Raw genomic sequence first — 17,264 nt, 5'->3', positions numbered from 1 at the left:
TGCCGCCACAATGTTGACGAATGCTACATCGACATATGACGTTTAACACGCGTCTGACGAACGACTGTTCACCGCATGTTCCTTTTCTTGATTCGGACTCTTGTCGGCATAGTTCTGGACGGCGCTGACGGACGTTGCCGTCAGCTGATTGTCGTCGACGCAAGTGTAATCGTTGCCGACCGCGAGCGAGCAAATGCCGGGGGGACGAGATCGTTCACGGCCATCATCCCAAGCCCTGGGGCTTTCCGGCTTCGGTCCTGCGGATGAGACCGCGGCGGTCCCGTCGCATCTCATACTCCCCTAGGTCGACGCATCGATACATCAAAAAACGTCCCCGCCACTAAAACGTGGCGGGGACGAATGAATCGCACGAACGAGTGCTAGTCCTCGTCCTCCTCGGGTTTGTCGACAACCAACGTCTCAGTGGTCAGGACCAGTGAGGCGATGGATGCCGCATTCTCGAGCGCTGATCGGGTGACCTTGACCGGATCGATGACTCCGGCCTTGATGAGATCCTCGTATTCGCCGGTCGCGGCGTTGTAGCCTTGGCCAGGCTCGAGGTCACGGATGCGGGAGGCCACAACGTAGCCATCCGCTCCTGCGTTGTCCGCAATCCAGCGCAACGGCTGCACCAAGGAACGACGGACGATATCGACCGCAGTCCGAGCATCCTCGGACTGCAACCCCAGGTCGGCGTCGAGTGCCTTGGACGCGTGAACCAAAGCGGAACCGCCACCTGCGACGATGCCTTCTTCGAGCGCAGCACGAGTCGAGGACACGGCGTCCTCGATGCGGTGCTTGCGTTCCTTGGCCTCGACCTCAGTGGCTGCTCCGACCTTGATGACCGAGACGCCGCCGGCAAGCTTGGCCAGACGCTCCTTGAGCTTCTCGCGATCCCACTCGGAGTCGACGCGCTCGATCTCGGAACGCAGCTGAGCGACCCGCTCGGCAACATCCTCGGCAGATCCGCTGCCGTCGACGATCGTCGTGTTGTCCTTGGTGACGGTCACGCGGCGGGCGTTACCCAGCTGTTCGAGGGACACGGAGTCCAGAGAGATGCCGAGTTCGCTGGTGATGACCTCGCCACCGGTCAGGACAGCCAGGTCCTGCATGATCGCCTTGCGACGGTCACCGAAGCCCGGGGCCTTGAGCGCAACAACATTCAGGTTGCCGCGCAACTTGTTGACCACCAGCGTGGACAATGCTTCACCGTCGACGTCCTCGGCGATGATCGTCAGCGGCTTCTTGGCCTGAACGACCTTTTCCAGCAAGGGCATGAGGTCGGCGATCGCCGAGATCTTCCCTTGGTAGATCAGAATGGCCGAGTCCTCGAGAACCGCTTCCTGCCGCTCCGCGTCGGTGACGAAGGAGGGCGAGAGATAGCCCTTGTCGAACTGCATGCCTTCAGTGACGGACAGCTCGATTTCGGTCGAGGAGCCGTCTTCGATGGTGATGACGCCGTCCTTGCCGACCTTCTCAAAGGCTTCGGCGAGGAGCTCGCCGATCTGCGGAGACTGAGCCGAGATGGCCGCTACTTGAGCGACTTCTTGGCCTTCGATCTCGCGGGCGTTCTCGCGGAGACGCTCGGAGACCGCTTTGACCGCCGCTTCGATACCGGTCCGGATCTCGCTCGGTGCAGCCCCGGCTGCAACGTTTCTCAGACCCTCATTCACAAAGGCCTGGGCCAAAACGGTAGCCGTCGTGGTGCCGTCACCGGCAACATCATTGGTTTTGGTGGCGACTTCCTTGGCCAGCTGTGCGCCAAGGTTCTCATACGGGTCATCGAGCTCGATCTCGCGAGCAATGGTCACGCCGTCGTTGGTGATTGTGGGAGCGCCCCACTGCTTGTCCAGAACGACGTTGCGACCACGCGGGCCGAGAGTCACCTTGACCGTGTTGGCGAGCTTGTCCACACCGGCCATGAGGGCCTTGCGGGCTGCATCGTTGAATTCCAACTGCTTTGCCATGAACTACATGACTCCTTACACAGGTCTAGAAAAAGTGCGGGATTGTCGAGTTGTTACTTCTCGACAACGGCCAGCACGTCACGTGCCGAAAGCACGAGGAATTCCTCGCCCGAGTACTTGACCTCGGTTCCGCCGTACTTGGAGTAGATGACGACGTCGCCTTCCTGAACGTCGACGGGAACACGGTTGCCCTTGTCGTCAACGCGGCCGGGGCCAACGGCCACGACCTTGCCCTCCTGGGGCTTTTCCTTGGCGGTATCCGGGATGACCAGGCCGGATGCGGTGGTCTGCTCAGCCTCGACGGGCTGAACGACAATACGGTCCTCGAGAGGCTTGATGGAGACGGACATGAGTGACCTTCTTCCTTGGATGGATCAATTCTTGGCGTGAGCCGTGAGGGGCGTGCCAACCGTCGTCGCGGTGCCGATTGAGCGCCAGGCCCATTTAGCACCCTGAGTCCCAGAGTGCTAAAGACGACTCTATTCGGAGGGTTAGCAGAGGGTCAAGGCGAGTGCCAGGTTTCGCCCACAGCGGGAAGAAAGTGTCACGTCGGCCGCCCACAAGCCCCCGGTAGGGTGGTCCCGTGACGCATTTATTCACTTCCGAGGAGCTCAAGGCCCTCGATGCGCTGGAGTACAGGGAAGAGAACGCATTGGCGCTCTCCACGGCTCTGCGCAAACAAGGTTTTCCCCCCGATAGGGCCTCCGCACTCCTGACCCAAGCCAAACTCCGAGCGCAGGCGCGACTGAAATTCGGCCAGGAAGCCGAACGAATGCTGTTCACCAGGCCCGGACTCGAACAAGCTACTCGCACCAGCGTCGCCCAGTGGCACGCACGCCGGTTCCAACGAGCGGGCATCGATTCGGTCGCCGATCTGGGATGCGGAATCGGGTCCGACTCCGCGGCATTCCTGCGCGCCGGTCTGTCCGTTCTATCCTATGAAATCGATCCTGACACCGCGTCTGTGGCCCGCCACAACCTGTCGATACATGCCAAGTCCGAGGTGCGCACCGAAGACGTCACGAGTATCGACGCCACGGCCTTGCACACGGTCGATGGGGAACCGATCCGTGCGCTATGGCTCGATCCTGCCCGACGCGAGACGGAACAAGGTCGCGTCAGCCGACTCTTCGACCCTGAGGCCTTTGCCCCGCCGTTCTCCCAGATCGAACGCTGGGCGTCGACCGGCATCGCGATGGGGGTCAAGATGGGTCCGGGAATGGAGCACGCCGACATACCGGGCCATGCCGAGGCGGAGTGGGTCAGTTGCGGCGGAGACGTTGTCGAGCTGATCCTTTGGTTCAACGGGTTGGCTCGCCCTGGTGTCAGGCGGTCGGCCACGGTTCTGGACTCCGACCCTTTGGAGCCGCACGTGATCGCGCATTTCTCCTCCGGGTCGGAATTCGGCCACGACGTCGACGGGTCATTGTCCGAACCTCGTACAGGCCCTCCTGCGGCGTACCTCTATGAGCCTGACGGAGCCGTGATCCGCGCGGGACTCATCGATCAGCTGGCCTCCACCGTCGAGGGTCATTTTTTGGACCCGCGGATCGCTTATTTCACGTCCGAGCAGGGGCTCAATATTCCCGGAGCAACGTGTTGGGCCGTCGAGGAGGATCTGCCGATGGGGGCCAAGACGTTGAAGAAGTGGGTCCGAGATCACGGGGTCACAGGGCTGACGATCAAGAAGCGAGGGGTCGACGTTGTACCCGAAACTCTGCGGGGCCAATTGCTGACTGGTACCAAGCGCGGCAAGAAGACGTCCACGGGCCGGCACGCAACTCTGATCCTGACTCGCTGGGAGTCCCAGGAAACTGAGCAACGCGCCGCGTTCGTCGTCCGCCGAATGAGCCGCTGACCGTCTCCACGCTCCAGGACACGACTTCCTTGTGAACTCGCGTGTCGCCGACGACCGAATGCTCGGTTTCCGCATCTGACGCCCGGCTAAGATGAACTGACCCAAACCGGGAGGACGCACATGATCCCCTTTTCAAGCTCCGAACAGTCGAGCCTCGGCGTCGAGTGGGAAATCGCTCTCGCCGACCGTGAATCAGGCGACCTCGTCTCGGCCGCCGCAGAGATCCTCGCGGCCCTCGAATCTTCGCACCCTCAATACATAGAGCCTGATGGTTTCTCTCCTCAGATCACTCGGGAGTTCCTGGCCAATACCGTCGAGGCCGTCACCGGTGTATGTGAAAACGTATCGGAAACCATTGATCAGCTCTCGGAGCTCGCAGACGTCATGCGGCAGGAGGCCGACCCGTTGGGCGTGGATTTGTTCTCCGCGGGCACCCATCCTTATGCGAAGTGGACCGAACAGCCAGTCTCGGAGAAGGACCGGTATCAAAAAGTTTTGAACCGTACCCAATACTGGGGACGCCAAATGCTGGTTTACGGAGTACATGTTCATGTCGGTGTCGATTCCCGAAGCAAAGCGCTGCCCGCGGTGAATCAACTCGTCAACTACTATCCGCATCTTTTGGCGCTGTCGGCGAGCTCCCCTTATTGGGCGGGCGTGGACACCGGATACGCCTCACAGCGGGCCATGGTTTTCCAACAGATTCCTACATGCGGTCTCCCGTACCAGTTCGAGGAGTGGACCGAGTACGAGCAGTACATCGATGGTCTCATCGCAACCGGAATGATCGCCGAGGAATCCGAAAATCGTTGGGACATCCGTCCCGTTGCCCGGTACGGCACCGTCGAGATGCGCATCTGCGACGGCCTTGCAACCCTCGAAGAAATCGGCGCCATCACCGCGCTGACCCAATGCATAGTCGAAGAGGTTTCCCGAATAGTCGACGACGGAGGCCGGATCGGCACAATGCCTCGATGGTTTGCCGAGGAGAACAAGTGGAGGGCCTCGCGCTACGGGTTGGATGCCGAGGTCATCACGGACGGAGACGGTACGGTTGCGCCCGTCCGTGAGCACACCGCCGCGTTGGTCGAGAGGTTAGAACCGATTGCCCGAGAACTCGGCTGCGCCAAAGAATTGGCGGGCGTGCATCGAATACTCGAGCGCGGTCCCGGTTATCTGCGTCAACGTCGGGTCTATGAAGAGCACGGGCAACAGTTGCGGGCCGTCGTGCGCGACACGGTCGACCTCACCCGTTACGGTTATCCCGAAACCTGATCGATGAAATTCTAGGACGGTTCCTGAACCCCGGGAACAGAGACGGTCGTGACCTGCATTGAGGGATCGACCGTAAAGTCCAGACCACTGGGAACGACGCCGCCCATAACCAATCGAGCGCCGAGGGCCGCGACCATTGCCCCGTTGTCGGTACACAGTGAAAGTTGTGGAACCACGAGTCGGATGCCATGGGCAGTACATCTCGCGGCAGCCAATTCCCTGAGCCTCGAGTTCGCGGCGACTCCCCCGCCGAGCAAAAGGGTGTCTATCCCATTCTCGCCACAAGCCAACATGGCCTTGGCCGTGACGACGTCCGCGACGGCTTCTTGGAACGACGCGGCGATGTCGGCGACAGGAAGCCTCCGCCCGTCGGCTTCTATTCCTTCGACAACGCGTGCCACCGCCGTTTTCAAACCGGAAAACGAAAAATCATAACGGTGGCTACCAGGTTTGTCGGGAGTGCCCATGTATTTCGACGCGGTCAGACCCCGGGGGAAAGCGAACGCCTTCGGGTCTCCCCCAGATGCCGCGTGATCAATTGCGGGTCCGCCCGGATACGGGAGACCAAGGATTCGTGCGACCTTGTCGTATGCCTCCCCTGCCGCATCATCCAAAGTTGCCCCAAGCAACGTGACGTCTCGGGAGACATCGGTGACCTTGAGAATCTCGGTGTGACCGCCCGAAACCAACAGTGCGCCCAGACCGGCTGGAAGCTGCCCCGTGACGTCGAACCCATGACCTTCGATTCCGCTGTCCTCGAGAAGTCCGACACCCACATGAGCGACAAGATGGTTGATCGCGTAGAGCGGCTTACCCGTGGCGACGGCGAGCGCTTTTGCGGCGCTGACCCCGACCATGAGGGCCCCGGCCAATCCCGGTCCGCTGGTCACGGCGATGGCGTCGATGTCCTCGAGTCCGATCCCGGCCTCATGGAGAGCGGCCTCGAGGGCGGGAGTCATGGCCTCAAGATGAGCGCGTGATGCGATTTCCGGAATAACGCCGCCGAAGCGAACGTGCTCTTCCATCGATGACGAGACGGTGTTGGTCAATAGCCGATGACCTGCAACGATCCCTATACCGGTCTCATCGCACGAGGATTCGATGCCCAGCACGATCGGCTCGGACGCCCGGGCGGGGGTCTTGCTCAATGGGTTGGTCCCTTCTTGTTTAGGTCCCGGGCACCGGTCAAGTCCAAACTCATGATGACGGCGTCGACGCTGCCCTGATAGTAGCCTCGACGCTTGTGAACCTTGTGGTACCCCATGGATCCATAGAGGTTCTGTGCCCGGGGGTTGTCCGCACGGACTTCCAACATCATGGTCTCGGCCCGCATGGCACGCGCCTGATCGTGCATCCGGGTCATGAGCCATCGCCCGATCCCACGGCCCTCGTGATCCGGCAGTACAGCAATGGTTTGAACGTCCCCGGTCTCCGCGATCGCCATCATGCCGGCATATGCAACGACGACTCCGTCTTTTTCGACCACCGTATACCGGCGCGAGGGGTGTCCGATCTCGGCGAGGAACATGTCCACTGGCCAGGCGTCCTCGGGAAAGAGCGCCAGTTCCAGGGCGTGCACGACATCGATATCGTCGATCGTCATAACCCGGGCACGGTATTCGGCAGGAAGTCCGCGCGCATCTATCGCCAGGTCTGTTTCCGGAACGGATACCGCTGGCCGTGGGCCGATGCCGGGTTGGCTCATCGTGTGGCTCGCTTTCGACCGGCGGGCACTTTGGCATCCGATTCCCGCAGATACAGAGGGGAGGTCGTCTCGAGAGCCGCGTTCAAACCCGATCGCAGCGCGGATGCGACCAATAATTCGGCCAATGGCTCGTCTTCCTCATGACCTGTCAAAGCTTCCAGGGCGACGTTGTACAACCCGACGCCCTTGCCCGCGGTAGGCAGATCCGGGTCAAGCTCAGTGGCGTTCCCCACGGTGGGCCCCGAAATTCTTTCGTACCCCGGTTCTGGGGAGAACCGGGAACCAGGGTCGGAGAGACGGTAGACGGCACTGTAGACTTCGCGCCGGCGAGCATCCGTTGCAACCCGGAACTCACGAAAACCTGCAGAACGGGCGTCTCGGAAGGAGCCTTCGGCGATCGCGTCGAGGCTGACAGCGCCTCGAACCGGTACGGCCCACGCCCACGCCATGGTCCGGGCGGTCGTGATTCCTGCGCGAAGCCCAGTGAAGGGCCCTGGTCCGAGGCCCGTCACGATCATTCCGAGGTCTTGTCCGCGCACCCCAGCAGTGTCCAGGAGACGACGGATACCGGGAGCCATCGCCTCCGCATGCGACCGGGTGTCGTGGGTACGGAAACTACCGAGGGTTTCGAGCGGGCCCACGTACGGCTCGCCGCCGGCAGCGTGGTCGTCGACTTCGATGAGGGCGCCGCTGGCTATGGATGATGTATCGCAACCAAGTATGAGCACGCCATACAGTCTAATGCTCGCCCCTTACTCCTCAGCCGCACCCCGGAACTTGCGGGCCAATTGATCCACTTCCGCCGCTCCCCAACGCTGACCGGTGAAAGTGATCTTGGCCCGCCGCGGGTCGAGGTCTTCTTCCTCACCTTCGATCATGGGGGCGTCATCGCCGAGTGACCTTTCCAAGGTGATGTCGACCCGTGAATCGCTCAAGTGCTCCACGAGGTCTCGGCCCCATTCGACGACGGTTACCGAGCGGTCCATCGTGTATTCGAGGTCCAGATCGTCGACTTCTTCCGGGCTCGACAGCCTGTAGGCGTCCACGTGAACGAGGTCTGGGCCACCGGGACGGGCACCTTCCGGGTCGTTCGGATGAATCCGAGACAGCACGAAGGTCGGCGAGATGACATTGCCCCGCACGCCCAGCCCGTATCCGAGTGCGCGTGTGAACGTCGTCTTCCCGGCCCCCAGCTCACCGGTCAGAACCACAAGGTCTCCGGAGCGAAGGTTTCCCGCGAGCGCGTGGGCCACACGGGCCGTTGCCTGGGGTCCGTGGAGTACCAGTTCGACTTCGTGGCTTTGGGAATTGGGGCCGGTCGACGACACCGGGTCGCTGGGAAAGCTCACGCGTTGTCCTCCCGCAGATAGATTCGATCAACTCGCGGCGAGATCCTCGTCACGATCTCGTAGTTGATGGTTCCGGCCGCAGTAGCCCACGCGTCGACCGACGGGTTCTCCCCTGATCCGAACAGCACGACCGGGGCGTGCAAGTATCCTAAGTCCGGATCCGACAGTCCCGGCCGTCCGAGATCCACGACCATCTGATCCATTGCAATGCGCCCGACTTCCGGGAAGGTTCTGGGTTCGGCCCCCGTCGGGTAGATGCGCACGGGGCCACCGGTCGCGATGCGAGGTATCCCGTCCGCATATCCAACGGGGATCAGGGCGAGCGTCGTCGGCTCGGTCGTGTTGTACCGCAATCCGTAGGAAACTCCCTGCCCAGCAGGGACCTCCTTGACCGAGCTGATGAAAGTCTGCAACGTCATGGCAGGCCTCAGCCCCCAGGCTTCCGGAGGTGTATCCGGGATCGGAGACAACCCATAGAGCGCAATCCCCACTCGAACGGCATCGGCCGTCATCCTGTTCCGGTCCCCGGTGGAATAGCGCTCAGCGGTCAGTGTGCCCGGGCTATTGGCGACGTGCGTCAACTCGGGGTTCAACCCGGCGTCGCGAGCTATGCGCACGGCCTCGTCGAACCGATCCAATTGGCCATCCGTCTCTGGCCGTTCCGGCTCGTCCGCGACGGCCAAATGCGAAAAGATTCCGACGACACGGATAAGTCCCTCGGACTCGAGTTCTGAGGCGCGGCCCACCAGCTCGGGCCAGTCATCGACTGTGCAACCGTTTCTTCCGAGTCCAGTATCGATCTTGAGGTGGATTTTCGCTGGGATTCCGGTGCGCGAGGCGGCGTCGCCAGCGGCTTCGAGGTCCCACCCGGAGACGCCGAGCTCGATGTCGTTTTCGAGCGCCGCGTCGAAATCGGTCACGTGCGTGTGGAGCCAGGCCAGCATGCGACCGTCAATGCCCTCCGCCCGCAGGTCGAGGGCTTCGCGGACGTGAACCAGGCCAAGAGCATCGGCACCGGCTTCAAGGGCGGTCCGCGCCACGGGAATCGCTCCGTGGCCGTAGGCATCGGCTTTGACAATCGCGATCAGTTTCGCAGGCGCCGCGATTTCCTTGATGCGCTCGACATTGGCCGCGATGGCCGTCAAATCGATCAAAGCGGCTCGTTCTGGCGGTGCTTGGCTTCCCCCGGGTGCGGGTCGGTCGCAGGACTTGGAGTTCGTGTGCGATGCGGACTCGTCCGGACCGCTGGATTCTTCTGCGGTTTGCATGCGGTTATTCTCTCACCTTCTCGACGATGCTCACTTCGAGGTTCTTCCGACAGCGGCACCAACTGCGTCATCGGCGGCGTGTGCCGGTGTGACGTATTGTTGAGCCCGTGTGGACTTCAGACGCGAGCGAACAGGAATCGGTACACCTCTTCAGCATGCACACTTCTCCTTTGGCCCAGCCAGGAGACGGACATGCGGGCGGCATGAACGTCTACATCGCGTATCTGTCACGGGCACTCGTCGCGCAAGGATTTGACGTTGAGGCTTTCACCTTGGCCACTGAGCCGTCGCAGGTTCCGAATAATCACGATTCCGATCCTTCCGTAGCGTCCGCGGCGTCCACGCAGGTTGTTCCCGGGTACGTGGTCCACACGATTTATCTTCCGGAGGCGCGCGCGGCTTCCAAGGAAGAGCTCGCGGATTTGACACAGCTTTTCGGTAAGGCCTGTGCGCGTTACGCCCAGAATCGTTCCCTGTCGCCTGACGTCGTTCACGCTCACTACTGGTTGTCCGGCGAAGCCGCTTTGGCCTACCGAGAAGCGTTAGGGGTCCGCGCCCCCTTCGTCCTCACGCTCCACACGACCGCTCTGGTCAAAAATGCGCACTCCGGCGACGGAGAACAGAAGGAGCCGGCCTCGCGGGCGGCCGCCGAGCGCCGTCTCATCGGCCTCTCGGACGCCGTCGTCGTCAACACCCGCCACGAGGCCGAGCAGATGCTGAGTCTCTACAACGCCGCTGCTGATTCTCTTCACATTATTCCGCCGGGGGTGGACACCGATGTCTTCAAGCCTTCGGACGTTCCCGAAAATCGCTCGGAGCCACGCAACCCCGAATTCACGGTTCTCTTCGCCGGCCGCCCGCAGCCCCTCAAGGGACCGGAGATACTCATCGAGGCCGTCGCTCTCGCTGTCAAAGATGTGCCTTCCATACGTCTGGAAATCCGCGGCACCGCATCCGAGGAGTACATAGCTTCCCTTCGGAAACTTGCTCGGGACCGGGGCATTCTCGAGCGGTCCAATTTCATACCTGCGAGCGGCCGCGAAGAGCTAGCCGAGGCTTTCCGCCGATGCGATGCGGTAGCCTGCCCGTCCTCCTCCGAGACTTTCGGCCTCGTGGCCCTGGAAGCCCAGGCCTGTGGCGCCCCGGTTCTCGCTTCCGACGTGAGCGGATTGCGAGTCGCGCTGAACGGCGGGGAATCCGGGATTCTCGTGGGTAGCAGAACTCCGCGTGCGTGGGCACGCCAGATCGTCCGCGTGGCCGGCTCCCCCGCTCTCCAGGAACAGCTCGCCACGGCCGGCCTGCGCCATGCTCGCACTTTGACGTGGGATGAAGCAGCCAGGAAGACGGGAAATCTGTATTCCGAACTTGTCCGCCCGACCGCCGCGCAAGCCATCCTGTAAATCTCGGACTACCCGCTCGACGAAGGAGAAACATGCCCACCCAGGACCTCAGCGCCTTGGCAGAACACTTGGAAAGAACGCATATCACCGGCGAAGTCGCGACGGCGCGGGAGATAAACCTCGCACACATCACGGGATTCCTGGAAGGCAACGAGCATCTCGAATTCGACGTCGAGCCCAAACGAACCTGGACCTGGGACCAGGTCTTCGATCTCATGGTCAGGCGATGCGGTATCAATTCCGATCGTGACCATGTCGAAGGCCAAGACACCATCGGAACCGAGCTCTGCCTGAACGCTTTGAACCGCTATCGTCGCCGATTCTGGGAAGCGGTCAAGGCAGGCGACTCCATCCTGTTCGCGACCGGCCACCCCGCTGGGCTCTTCCCGATTTATCAGCACATGGCCGCCGCTGCCCGGTCCGATGGAGCGAATGTGATCGAAATTCGCGAGGGCATCCCCTTCAAGGGAGGAGACCTTCGTCAGATCAATGACGTTGTGATGTTCCAGCAATACGGTTCTCTGGCACATACCCATTACCCCGAGCCGATGCGACTGGTACTCGAACAGCTCCAAGACGGAGGAGGACGACCGGATTTCGTGGTCGCCGACCATGGGTGGGCCGGCGCCGCGGCCTCCGCAGGTATCCCGACCATTGGCATAGCGGATTGCAACGATCCTGGCCTCTTCGTCTCGGAAGCGCAAGAAGAACTGGAAGTCTGCGTTCCGATGGACGACAACGTCTTACCGGGTTACTACTCGGCAGTAATCGACTACATACTTGCAGGGACAAGCAATTGACGCCGTAATTCGGTAGTATTGTTCCGTACTCTGCAGTAATATTCCGTCTGCCCTTGGCATTCTCGGCGGATTAACTGTTATTGGCTTGTTGCGGTAGGGGGACCCGCTGGCTATGACTACGTATCCGGGCTTGAGCGCGCCCAAAAAGACGACCGTCCAAAGAATGTCGTGGAACAACAAGGCCGTGAAGGCATTGTCCCTGACAGACGCCGCTGCGATAGCGATCGCCGTGCTCTCGGCTCAATTTCTACGATTCGGTCGGGACGGCTCCGAACTACTTCCGTTCAGGGGCAACGATTCCATCGCGTACGGAATCATCTCGTTCCTGTTGGGCACGACCTGGTGGATAGCGATGTGGCTGGGCGGGGCCAGGGATTCACGCATTCTCGGCGCGGGCAATGACGAATACCGGAAAGTCATCTCATCCTCGTTGTGGGTATTCGCGGGAATTGCCATCCTCGCCTATGCGTGTAAGGCTCAGTTGGCTCGGGGGTACGTGCTGATTGCTGCGCCCCTGGGCATTGTTCTTCTTCTCGTTCTACGTCTGATGTTTCGTCGCTGGATAGTCCGTCGGCGTCACGACGGCGGTGCGTTAATTCGAGTTCTCATCATCGGTGACGCCGAGTCCACGGCTCATCTGGTTGGCACCATGGAGCGAGCAAGAAATTACGGATACGTTCCAGCAGGCGTTTATTTCGCGGGCCTTCCGGATGCCGAGAAATTGGCATCCCACGGCAACGTCCCAATTCTCGGATACAGTCCCAACCCGGTTAAGATCATGGAGGTTGTGCGAGAACATGCCATTGACGTGGTGGCCATGTCCACCGGCCATCTCATATGGCCCCGAAATATGCGCAAGCTGGGCTGGCTGCTCGCGGAGGAACGCGTCGGTTTGATGATGGCTCCCGCACTGACCGATATTGCGGGACCACGTTTTCACACCCAGCCCCTCAATGGTCTGCCCCTGATTCACGTATCGGCGCCGAGAATGGGTGGTCCAGCAGCATTCACCAAGAGGGCCTTGGACATCCTGGGAAGCGCTGCGGGGCTCTTGGTCCTCTCACCGTTACTGATGTGCTTGGCAGTGATGGTCAAAATCGATTCGCCGCACGGCCCCATCCTCTTCTCTCAGAAACGCGTCGGCCACCGGGGTCGGACCTTCTCAATGTTCAAATTTCGGTCCATGGTCCCTAACGCTGAAGAGCTCAAGGCGCAGCTCTTGGAGCAGAACCAAGGTCAGGGCGTCCTCTTCAAGATGGTCAACGACCCTCGAGTAACTCGCATGGGCAGGTTCATGCGCCGGTATTCGTTGGACGAACTCCCGCAATTGTGGAACGTGCTGATCGGCGACATGTCCCTGGTCGGCCCCCGGCCACCGCTGGACGATGAAGTCCAGAGATATGAGGAAGACGTTCATCGACGACTCCTGGTCAAACCGGGCATCACCGGTCTCTGGCAAGTATCAGGGCGCTCGAACCTGTCCTGGGAGGAATCGACGCGTTTGGACCTATATTACGTCGAGAACTGGTCGGTCATCGGGGACCTGATCGTCCTCTGTAAAACGGCCCGGGCCGTCGTGGGGAAAGACGGCGCCTACTGACCGGCCAACCGGCCCAGGGCCTCTGGAATCCTGGCAGCCGCAACCGTCGGCGGCACGGGCCCCGGGTACAGGGTGCTCATGGCCCGCTGCACCAGCAGCCCCGCGGCGGCTACGCGTCCCCAAGAATCGACGTCGCCAGAATCAGCGTCCCCGTTTTCCACGCGTGCGGCCAAAGCTGAGATTCCCGCCCCCAGGATTCCCGTCAAGGTGTCCCCCGATCCTGCCGTCGAGAGCCAGTTGCTATTTCCCGAATGCACCCACACCGTACTGGGCCCGGCGACGACCGTGGTGGCGCCTTTGAGCAAGATCGTTCCTCCGAGAACCTTCTGCGCGGTCCGGGCCCAGACGAGCGGCGATGCCTCGATGTGATCTCGCGATGGAAAACCATCCTCCGGGAAGTCCTCGCGAGGCCATCCCGACTGTTCAGCCGCTTCCGCGAGCTCGGAAGACCCTCGGGTCCTCAGACGCGAGAACCATTCCAGAGCCTGGGCCAGCTCCCCTGCGTGAGGGGTCATAAGAACGTGCGGCGACGCGCGAACGCCATCGGCCGCGTCCCTCGCGAGGATATCGATTGCGGCGGCGTCGGCAACCAACGGCAAGCCGGAATCGATGGCATCACGGATGTCATGCTCTCGGTCCGAGCCGGTTGCTCCCGAGCCAATCGCCCAGGCCTGAACGCGATGCGCCCCGACCGATTCAGTTCTTACGGCTTCAGGACACGAGACGGCAACGGTGCCGGCCAGGAACTCACCGCCGGTATAACGGACCATGCCGGTCCCCGCATTGATCGCCGCCCGGAGGCACATGAGTCCGGCGCCGGGGAATTCATCGCTCCCAACGACAGTACCCAGGACGCCCCGAGAGTATTTTTGATCGCCTTCGCGTGGCAAGGGCCAAGCGGCCGGGAAATCGCTGTTCTGCAGGACCTGAACCGTAGATTCAGGGAGGCTGTCGCTGATCCCCAAATCCAGCACCACGATCTTTCCGACCAGGCTTCGGGAGGGTGTGGCCACCAGCCCGGTCTTGGCTCCGATGAAAGTAATGGTGATATCCGCGGGAAGAACCGGGCCGAAGACTTGCCCTGTCGTGGCGTCCAGTCCCGAGGGGGCATCGCATGCGATGACCAAAGGCCGCTTCCGCGGGCCCGCTTCCGTTCCCCCTTTAGTTCTGGTCAACTCCGCAGTGATGCCCCGTACAACCTCCTGAGCCAGGCCCCGAAGACCGCCTCGGCCGCCTGTTCCCAGGATTCCGTCGACGATCAGGTCCGCATACTTCAGCTCCTCGAGAGCGACTCCGACGGCGTCGGCCGAGGGCATGCTGGAAAGACTGATGATGTTCCCGCCGGCGTCTTCAAAGGCGATGCGTCCTTGTTCATGACAATCGCCCTCGGTGAGAAGTGCCGTGACTTTCATGCCTTCCGACCGCAGAAAAGCTCCGGCGAAGAGCGCGTCCCCGCCATTATTGCCCTTGCCGACGAGCAAAAGTCCGTGCTTTCCGAAGACCGTCCCGGTGCGCTCGGCCAGTAGTCGGGCCGCGGTCTCCCCCAGACCGTGGGACGCGCGTTCCATGAGCGGTACCCCGGCGTCTACGTGCGGCTTCTCGGTCTCTTGGATTTGACGTGCCGTGTATGTTTTCAGCCCCATGTGATCTCCTCGAGTCGCTGCGCTACGGTAAGTTCTTCCCCGCTCAAGCGTTCCGCAATCACGCTGGCCATGGCCACCCCGCCGTCATGGGTGATACTCACGTGCCAGCGGTTGATGCCGAGCCGCTCCGCGGTTTCCTGGATGGTCCCGGTTACCACGAGCCGGGGCGCACCATACCGGTTCTTCTCGATCCAGCAATGTCTCCAGATCATTCCTGGGGGTGCGTGCAGCGCCTTGGCCACCGCTTCCCGGACGGCAAAACGCCCGGCCAGCGAGCGCGCTGGGAGCTCCCGTTCTTCTTCCGTGAAAAGTCTTTCACGCAATCGAGGAGTACGCCCGAGTATCTGGGCGAATCGATCGATATCAACGACGTCCACTCCGGTTCCCATGATCAACGCCAAGCTCCTTTTCCCGCGGTCCGGATAAGCCCGGATGCCCGAAGATACACGAAACGCCCGCCACACGGGTGCAGCGGGCGCCTTCGCGAGGTCATTACTCGACCGTCACCGACTTTGCGAGGTTACGCGGCTGATCGACGTCGTAGCCCTTGGCTCCGGCAAGTGAGCTGGCGAAAATCTGCAACGGCACAGTGGCCAGCAGAGGCTGCATCAGGCTGGGCGCCTGGGGTACGTAGATGATGTGGTTGGCATATTGCTTGACATCTTCGTCGCCTTCTTCAGCGATCACGATGGTGATGGCACCGCGGGCGCGGATCTCCTGGATATTGGAGACCACCTTGGCATGCAGGGAATCGCGTCCCCGAGGAGAGGGAACGATGACAAAGACCGGTTGCCCTTCCTCGATCAGGGCGATCGGGCCGTGCTTCAACTCTCCCGCGGCGAATCCTTCGGCATGGATGTACGCGATTTCCTTGAGTTTAAGCGCGCCCTCGAGTGCGACGGGGAATCCGACGTGTCGTCCCAGGAAGAGGACAGATGAGGCATCCTTCATCTGGATGCCCAGGTCTTGGACCTGCTTTTCGCCGTCGATAACCTGTTGGACCTTCTCGGGCATATTCTGCAATTCGTCGAGGATCTCCACGACCTCATCCGAGTACATGTTGCCGCGCAATTGGGCAAGATAAAGGCCCAAGAGGTAAGCCGCGGTGATCTGCGCAAGGAAGGCCTTGGTCGAAGCGACCGCGATCTCCGGACCTGCGTGGGTGTACAGCGAGGCATCCGATTCACGAGGAATGGAAGATCCGTTGGTGTTGCAAATAGCGATGACCTTGGCTCCCTGCTCGCGTGCGTGACGAATGGCCATGAGCGTGTCCATCGTCTCGCCCGACTGCGAGAGTGCAACGACAAGAGTCTTCTCGTTGACGATCGGATCCCGGTATCGGAACTCATGAGCGAGTTCGACCTCGGTAGGGATACGGCACCAGTGTTCGATCGCGTACCGTGCAACATGACCAGCGTATGCCGCGGTTCCGCAAGCGATCACGACGATCTTGTCCACGGACCGGAGCACAGCCTCGTCGATATGGAGTTCATCAAGGGTCAAGCGGCCCTTTTCGTCCAAGCGACCCAGCAGGGTGTCGCGAACAGCGGCGGGCTGATCGTGAATTTCCTTGGCCATGAAGGACGAGAAACCGCCCTTCTCAGCCTGCGTGGCATCCCATTTGACCTCAAAAGGCTTGCCTTCTGCCGGGTTGCCGTCGAAGTCGGTGATCTCGTAGCTGGCGGCGGTGACGGTCACGATCTGGTCGTTGCCCATTTCCACGGCCTGCTTGGTGTAATCGATGAAACCCGATACATCCGAGCCCAAGAAATTCTCGTTCTTGCCCAGGCCGATAACCAGCGGGGAATTGCGCCGAGCGGCGACGATCCGGTCTTCGTGGTCCTGGTGGACGGCCAACAGGGTGAACGCCCCGTCGAGCCGACGGCAAGTCATGCGCATAGCCGTCGTGAGATCGCCTTCGGCATCATTGTTGTAGTAATCGGCCAGAAGGGTGGCGGCGACCTCCGTGTCCGTTTCCGACACGAAGTCATAGCCCTTGCCGACCAGCTCCGAACGGAGCTCGGAGAAGTTTTCGATGATGCCGTTGTGGACTACGGCCAAACGACCGTGGTCGACGACATGCGGATGCGCGTTCGCGTCCGTGGGCCCACCGTGGGTTGCCCAGCGGGTATGCCCGATACCGAGCATGGCTTCAGGGAGCGGATTGGATTCCAGCTCCGCGTCCAGGGCGGCGACTTTGCCCGCCTTCTTGCGGTAGTCGACCCGATTTCCCGAGACGACGGCCACACCGGCTGAGTCGTATCCGCGGTACTCAAGCCGGCGAAGCCCCTCGAGAACAACGTCGAGCGCATAGTACTGACGTTCGGCCGAGCCGGGCTCGCCTACATATCCAACGATTCCACACATGTGCTCAGCTTATCCCAAGCCAAGGCGTGCTT

The 17,264-nt window shown here is 61.3% G+C and carries 15 protein-coding genes; 5 read left to right on the top strand and 10 right to left on the bottom strand.

Annotated elements, in window-relative coordinates; translation table 11 throughout:
- Positions 1-380: 380 nt before the first annotated feature.
- Together groL and groES are read right to left on the bottom strand one after the other, a co-directional pair.
- Positions 381-1,967 (bottom strand): chaperonin GroEL, encoded by a 1,587-nt coding sequence (gene groL, locus sake_RS04195; RefSeq protein WP_129360049.1) that lies wholly within the window; start codon positions 1,965-1,967, stop codon positions 381-383.
- Between the two features lie 53 nt (positions 1,968-2,020).
- Positions 2,021-2,317 (bottom strand): co-chaperone GroES, encoded by a 297-nt coding sequence (gene groES, locus sake_RS04190; RefSeq protein WP_129313947.1) that lies wholly within the window; start codon positions 2,315-2,317, stop codon positions 2,021-2,023.
- A 233-nt stretch (positions 2,318-2,550) separates the two neighbouring features.
- On the opposite strand from groES, the gene sake_RS04185 reads away from it, so the two are divergent.
- Together sake_RS04185 and sake_RS04180 are read left to right on the top strand one after the other, a co-directional pair.
- Positions 2,551-3,825: a class I SAM-dependent methyltransferase gene (locus sake_RS04185; RefSeq protein WP_178945505.1), complete on the top strand. Its 1,275-nt coding sequence runs from the start codon at positions 2,551-2,553 to the stop codon at positions 3,823-3,825.
- 120 nt (positions 3,826-3,945) lie between these two features.
- Complete coding sequence (locus sake_RS04180; protein WP_129360051.1) at positions 3,946-5,100, top strand: glutamate--cysteine ligase; 1,155 nt, start codon at positions 3,946-3,948, stop codon at positions 5,098-5,100.
- A gap of 11 nt (positions 5,101-5,111) precedes the next feature.
- Here the strand turns inward: sake_RS04180 and tsaD are convergent, their stop codons facing one another.
- Genes tsaD through alr form a run of 5 tightly spaced genes read right to left on the bottom strand, consistent with a single transcriptional unit; the run spans position 5,112 to position 9,422 of the window.
- Positions 5,112-6,248: a tRNA (adenosine(37)-N6)-threonylcarbamoyltransferase complex transferase subunit TsaD gene (gene tsaD / locus sake_RS04175; RefSeq protein WP_178945504.1), complete on the bottom strand. Its 1,137-nt coding sequence runs from the start codon at positions 6,246-6,248 to the stop codon at positions 5,112-5,114.
- On the bottom strand, positions 6,245-6,805 hold the full coding sequence (rimI, locus tag sake_RS04170) for a ribosomal protein S18-alanine N-acetyltransferase (protein ID WP_178945503.1): 561 nt from the start codon (positions 6,803-6,805) through the stop codon (positions 6,245-6,247). The genes tsaD and rimI overlap by 4 nt, the downstream gene beginning before the upstream one ends.
- Positions 6,802-7,533, bottom strand: a complete 732-nt coding sequence (gene tsaB / locus sake_RS04165) for a tRNA (adenosine(37)-N6)-threonylcarbamoyltransferase complex dimerization subunit type 1 TsaB (protein ID WP_129360054.1) — start codon at positions 7,531-7,533, stop codon at positions 6,802-6,804. Before tsaB ends, rimI begins: the two co-directional genes overlap by 4 nt.
- A 24-nt stretch (positions 7,534-7,557) precedes the next feature.
- Complete coding sequence (gene tsaE, locus sake_RS04160) at positions 7,558-8,091, bottom strand: tRNA (adenosine(37)-N6)-threonylcarbamoyltransferase complex ATPase subunit type 1 TsaE (RefSeq protein WP_243155756.1); 534 nt, start codon at positions 8,089-8,091, stop codon at positions 7,558-7,560.
- A 59-nt stretch (positions 8,092-8,150) separates the two neighbouring features.
- Positions 8,151-9,422, bottom strand: a complete 1,272-nt coding sequence (gene alr, locus sake_RS04155; protein WP_178945502.1) for an alanine racemase — start codon at positions 9,420-9,422, stop codon at positions 8,151-8,153.
- Positions 9,423-9,529: 107 nt separating this feature from the next.
- Here alr and sake_RS04150 point away from each other — a divergent pair, with 107 nt between their 5' ends.
- From sake_RS04150 to sake_RS04140, 3 genes are all read left to right on the top strand, one after another.
- On the top strand, positions 9,530-10,822 hold the full coding sequence (locus tag sake_RS04150; protein ID WP_178945501.1) for a glycosyltransferase: 1,293 nt from the start codon (positions 9,530-9,532) through the stop codon (positions 10,820-10,822).
- 32 nt (positions 10,823-10,854) lie between these two features.
- Positions 10,855-11,622, top strand: coding sequence for a phosphatase (locus sake_RS04145; protein ID WP_178945500.1), 768 nt, complete (start codon positions 10,855-10,857; stop codon positions 11,620-11,622).
- Between the two features lie 112 nt (positions 11,623-11,734).
- A complete protein-coding gene (locus tag sake_RS04140; protein ID WP_129360059.1) occupies positions 11,735-13,222 on the top strand; it encodes a sugar transferase in 1,488 nt (495 codons plus the stop codon).
- On the opposite strand, the gene sake_RS04135 is transcribed toward sake_RS04140, so the two are convergent.
- From sake_RS04135 to glmS, 3 genes are all read right to left on the bottom strand, one after another.
- A complete protein-coding gene (locus tag sake_RS04135; protein WP_178945499.1) occupies positions 13,216-14,865 on the bottom strand; it encodes a bifunctional ADP-dependent NAD(P)H-hydrate dehydratase/NAD(P)H-hydrate epimerase in 1,650 nt (549 codons plus the stop codon). The genes sake_RS04140 and sake_RS04135 overlap by 7 nt on opposite strands.
- A complete protein-coding gene (locus sake_RS04130) occupies positions 14,856-15,260 on the bottom strand; it encodes a holo-ACP synthase (RefSeq protein ID WP_129360061.1) in 405 nt (134 codons plus the stop codon). Before sake_RS04130 ends, sake_RS04135 begins: the two co-directional genes overlap by 10 nt.
- Before the next feature lie 97 nt (positions 15,261-15,357).
- Entirely contained in the window at positions 15,358-17,232 is a 1,875-nt protein-coding gene (glmS, locus tag sake_RS04125; protein ID WP_129360062.1) for a glutamine--fructose-6-phosphate transaminase (isomerizing), read from the bottom strand.
- Positions 17,233-17,264 lie beyond the last annotated feature (32 nt).

This window comes from Kocuria sp. TGY1127_2 (assembly GCF_013394385.1).
Taxonomy (GTDB): Bacteria; Actinomycetota; Actinomycetes; order Actinomycetales; family Micrococcaceae; genus Rothia.
The sequence above is the reverse complement of the archived record's forward strand: the minus strand, read 5'-3'. Positions and strand labels throughout refer to the sequence as shown.

Bases quoted from the DNA above. Each gene is read 5' to 3' on its own strand.
- groL (WP_129360049.1), bottom strand. From the start codon at position 1,967: ATGGCAAAGCAGTTGGAATTCAACGATGCAGCCCGCAAGGCCCTCATG.
- groES (WP_129313947.1), bottom strand. From the start codon at position 2,317: ATGTCCGTCTCCATCAAGCCTCTCGAGGACCGTATTGTCGTTCAGCCC.
- sake_RS04180 (WP_129360051.1), top strand. From the start codon at position 3,946: ATGATCCCCTTTTCAAGCTCCGAACAGTCGAGCCTCGGCGTCGAGTGG.
- rimI (WP_178945503.1), bottom strand. From the start codon at position 6,805: ATGAGCCAACCCGGCATCGGCCCACGGCCAGCGGTATCCGTTCCGGAA.
- alr (WP_178945502.1), bottom strand. From the start codon at position 9,422: ATGCAAACCGCAGAAGAATCCAGCGGTCCGGACGAGTCCGCATCGCAC.
- sake_RS04145 (WP_178945500.1), top strand. From the start codon at position 10,855: ATGCCCACCCAGGACCTCAGCGCCTTGGCAGAACACTTGGAAAGAACG.
- sake_RS04140 (WP_129360059.1), top strand. From the start codon at position 11,735: ATGACTACGTATCCGGGCTTGAGCGCGCCCAAAAAGACGACCGTCCAA.
- sake_RS04135 (WP_178945499.1), bottom strand. From the start codon at position 14,865: ATGGGGCTGAAAACATACACGGCACGTCAAATCCAAGAGACCGAGAAG.
- glmS (WP_129360062.1), bottom strand. From the start codon at position 17,232: ATGTGTGGAATCGTTGGATATGTAGGCGAGCCCGGCTCGGCCGAACGT.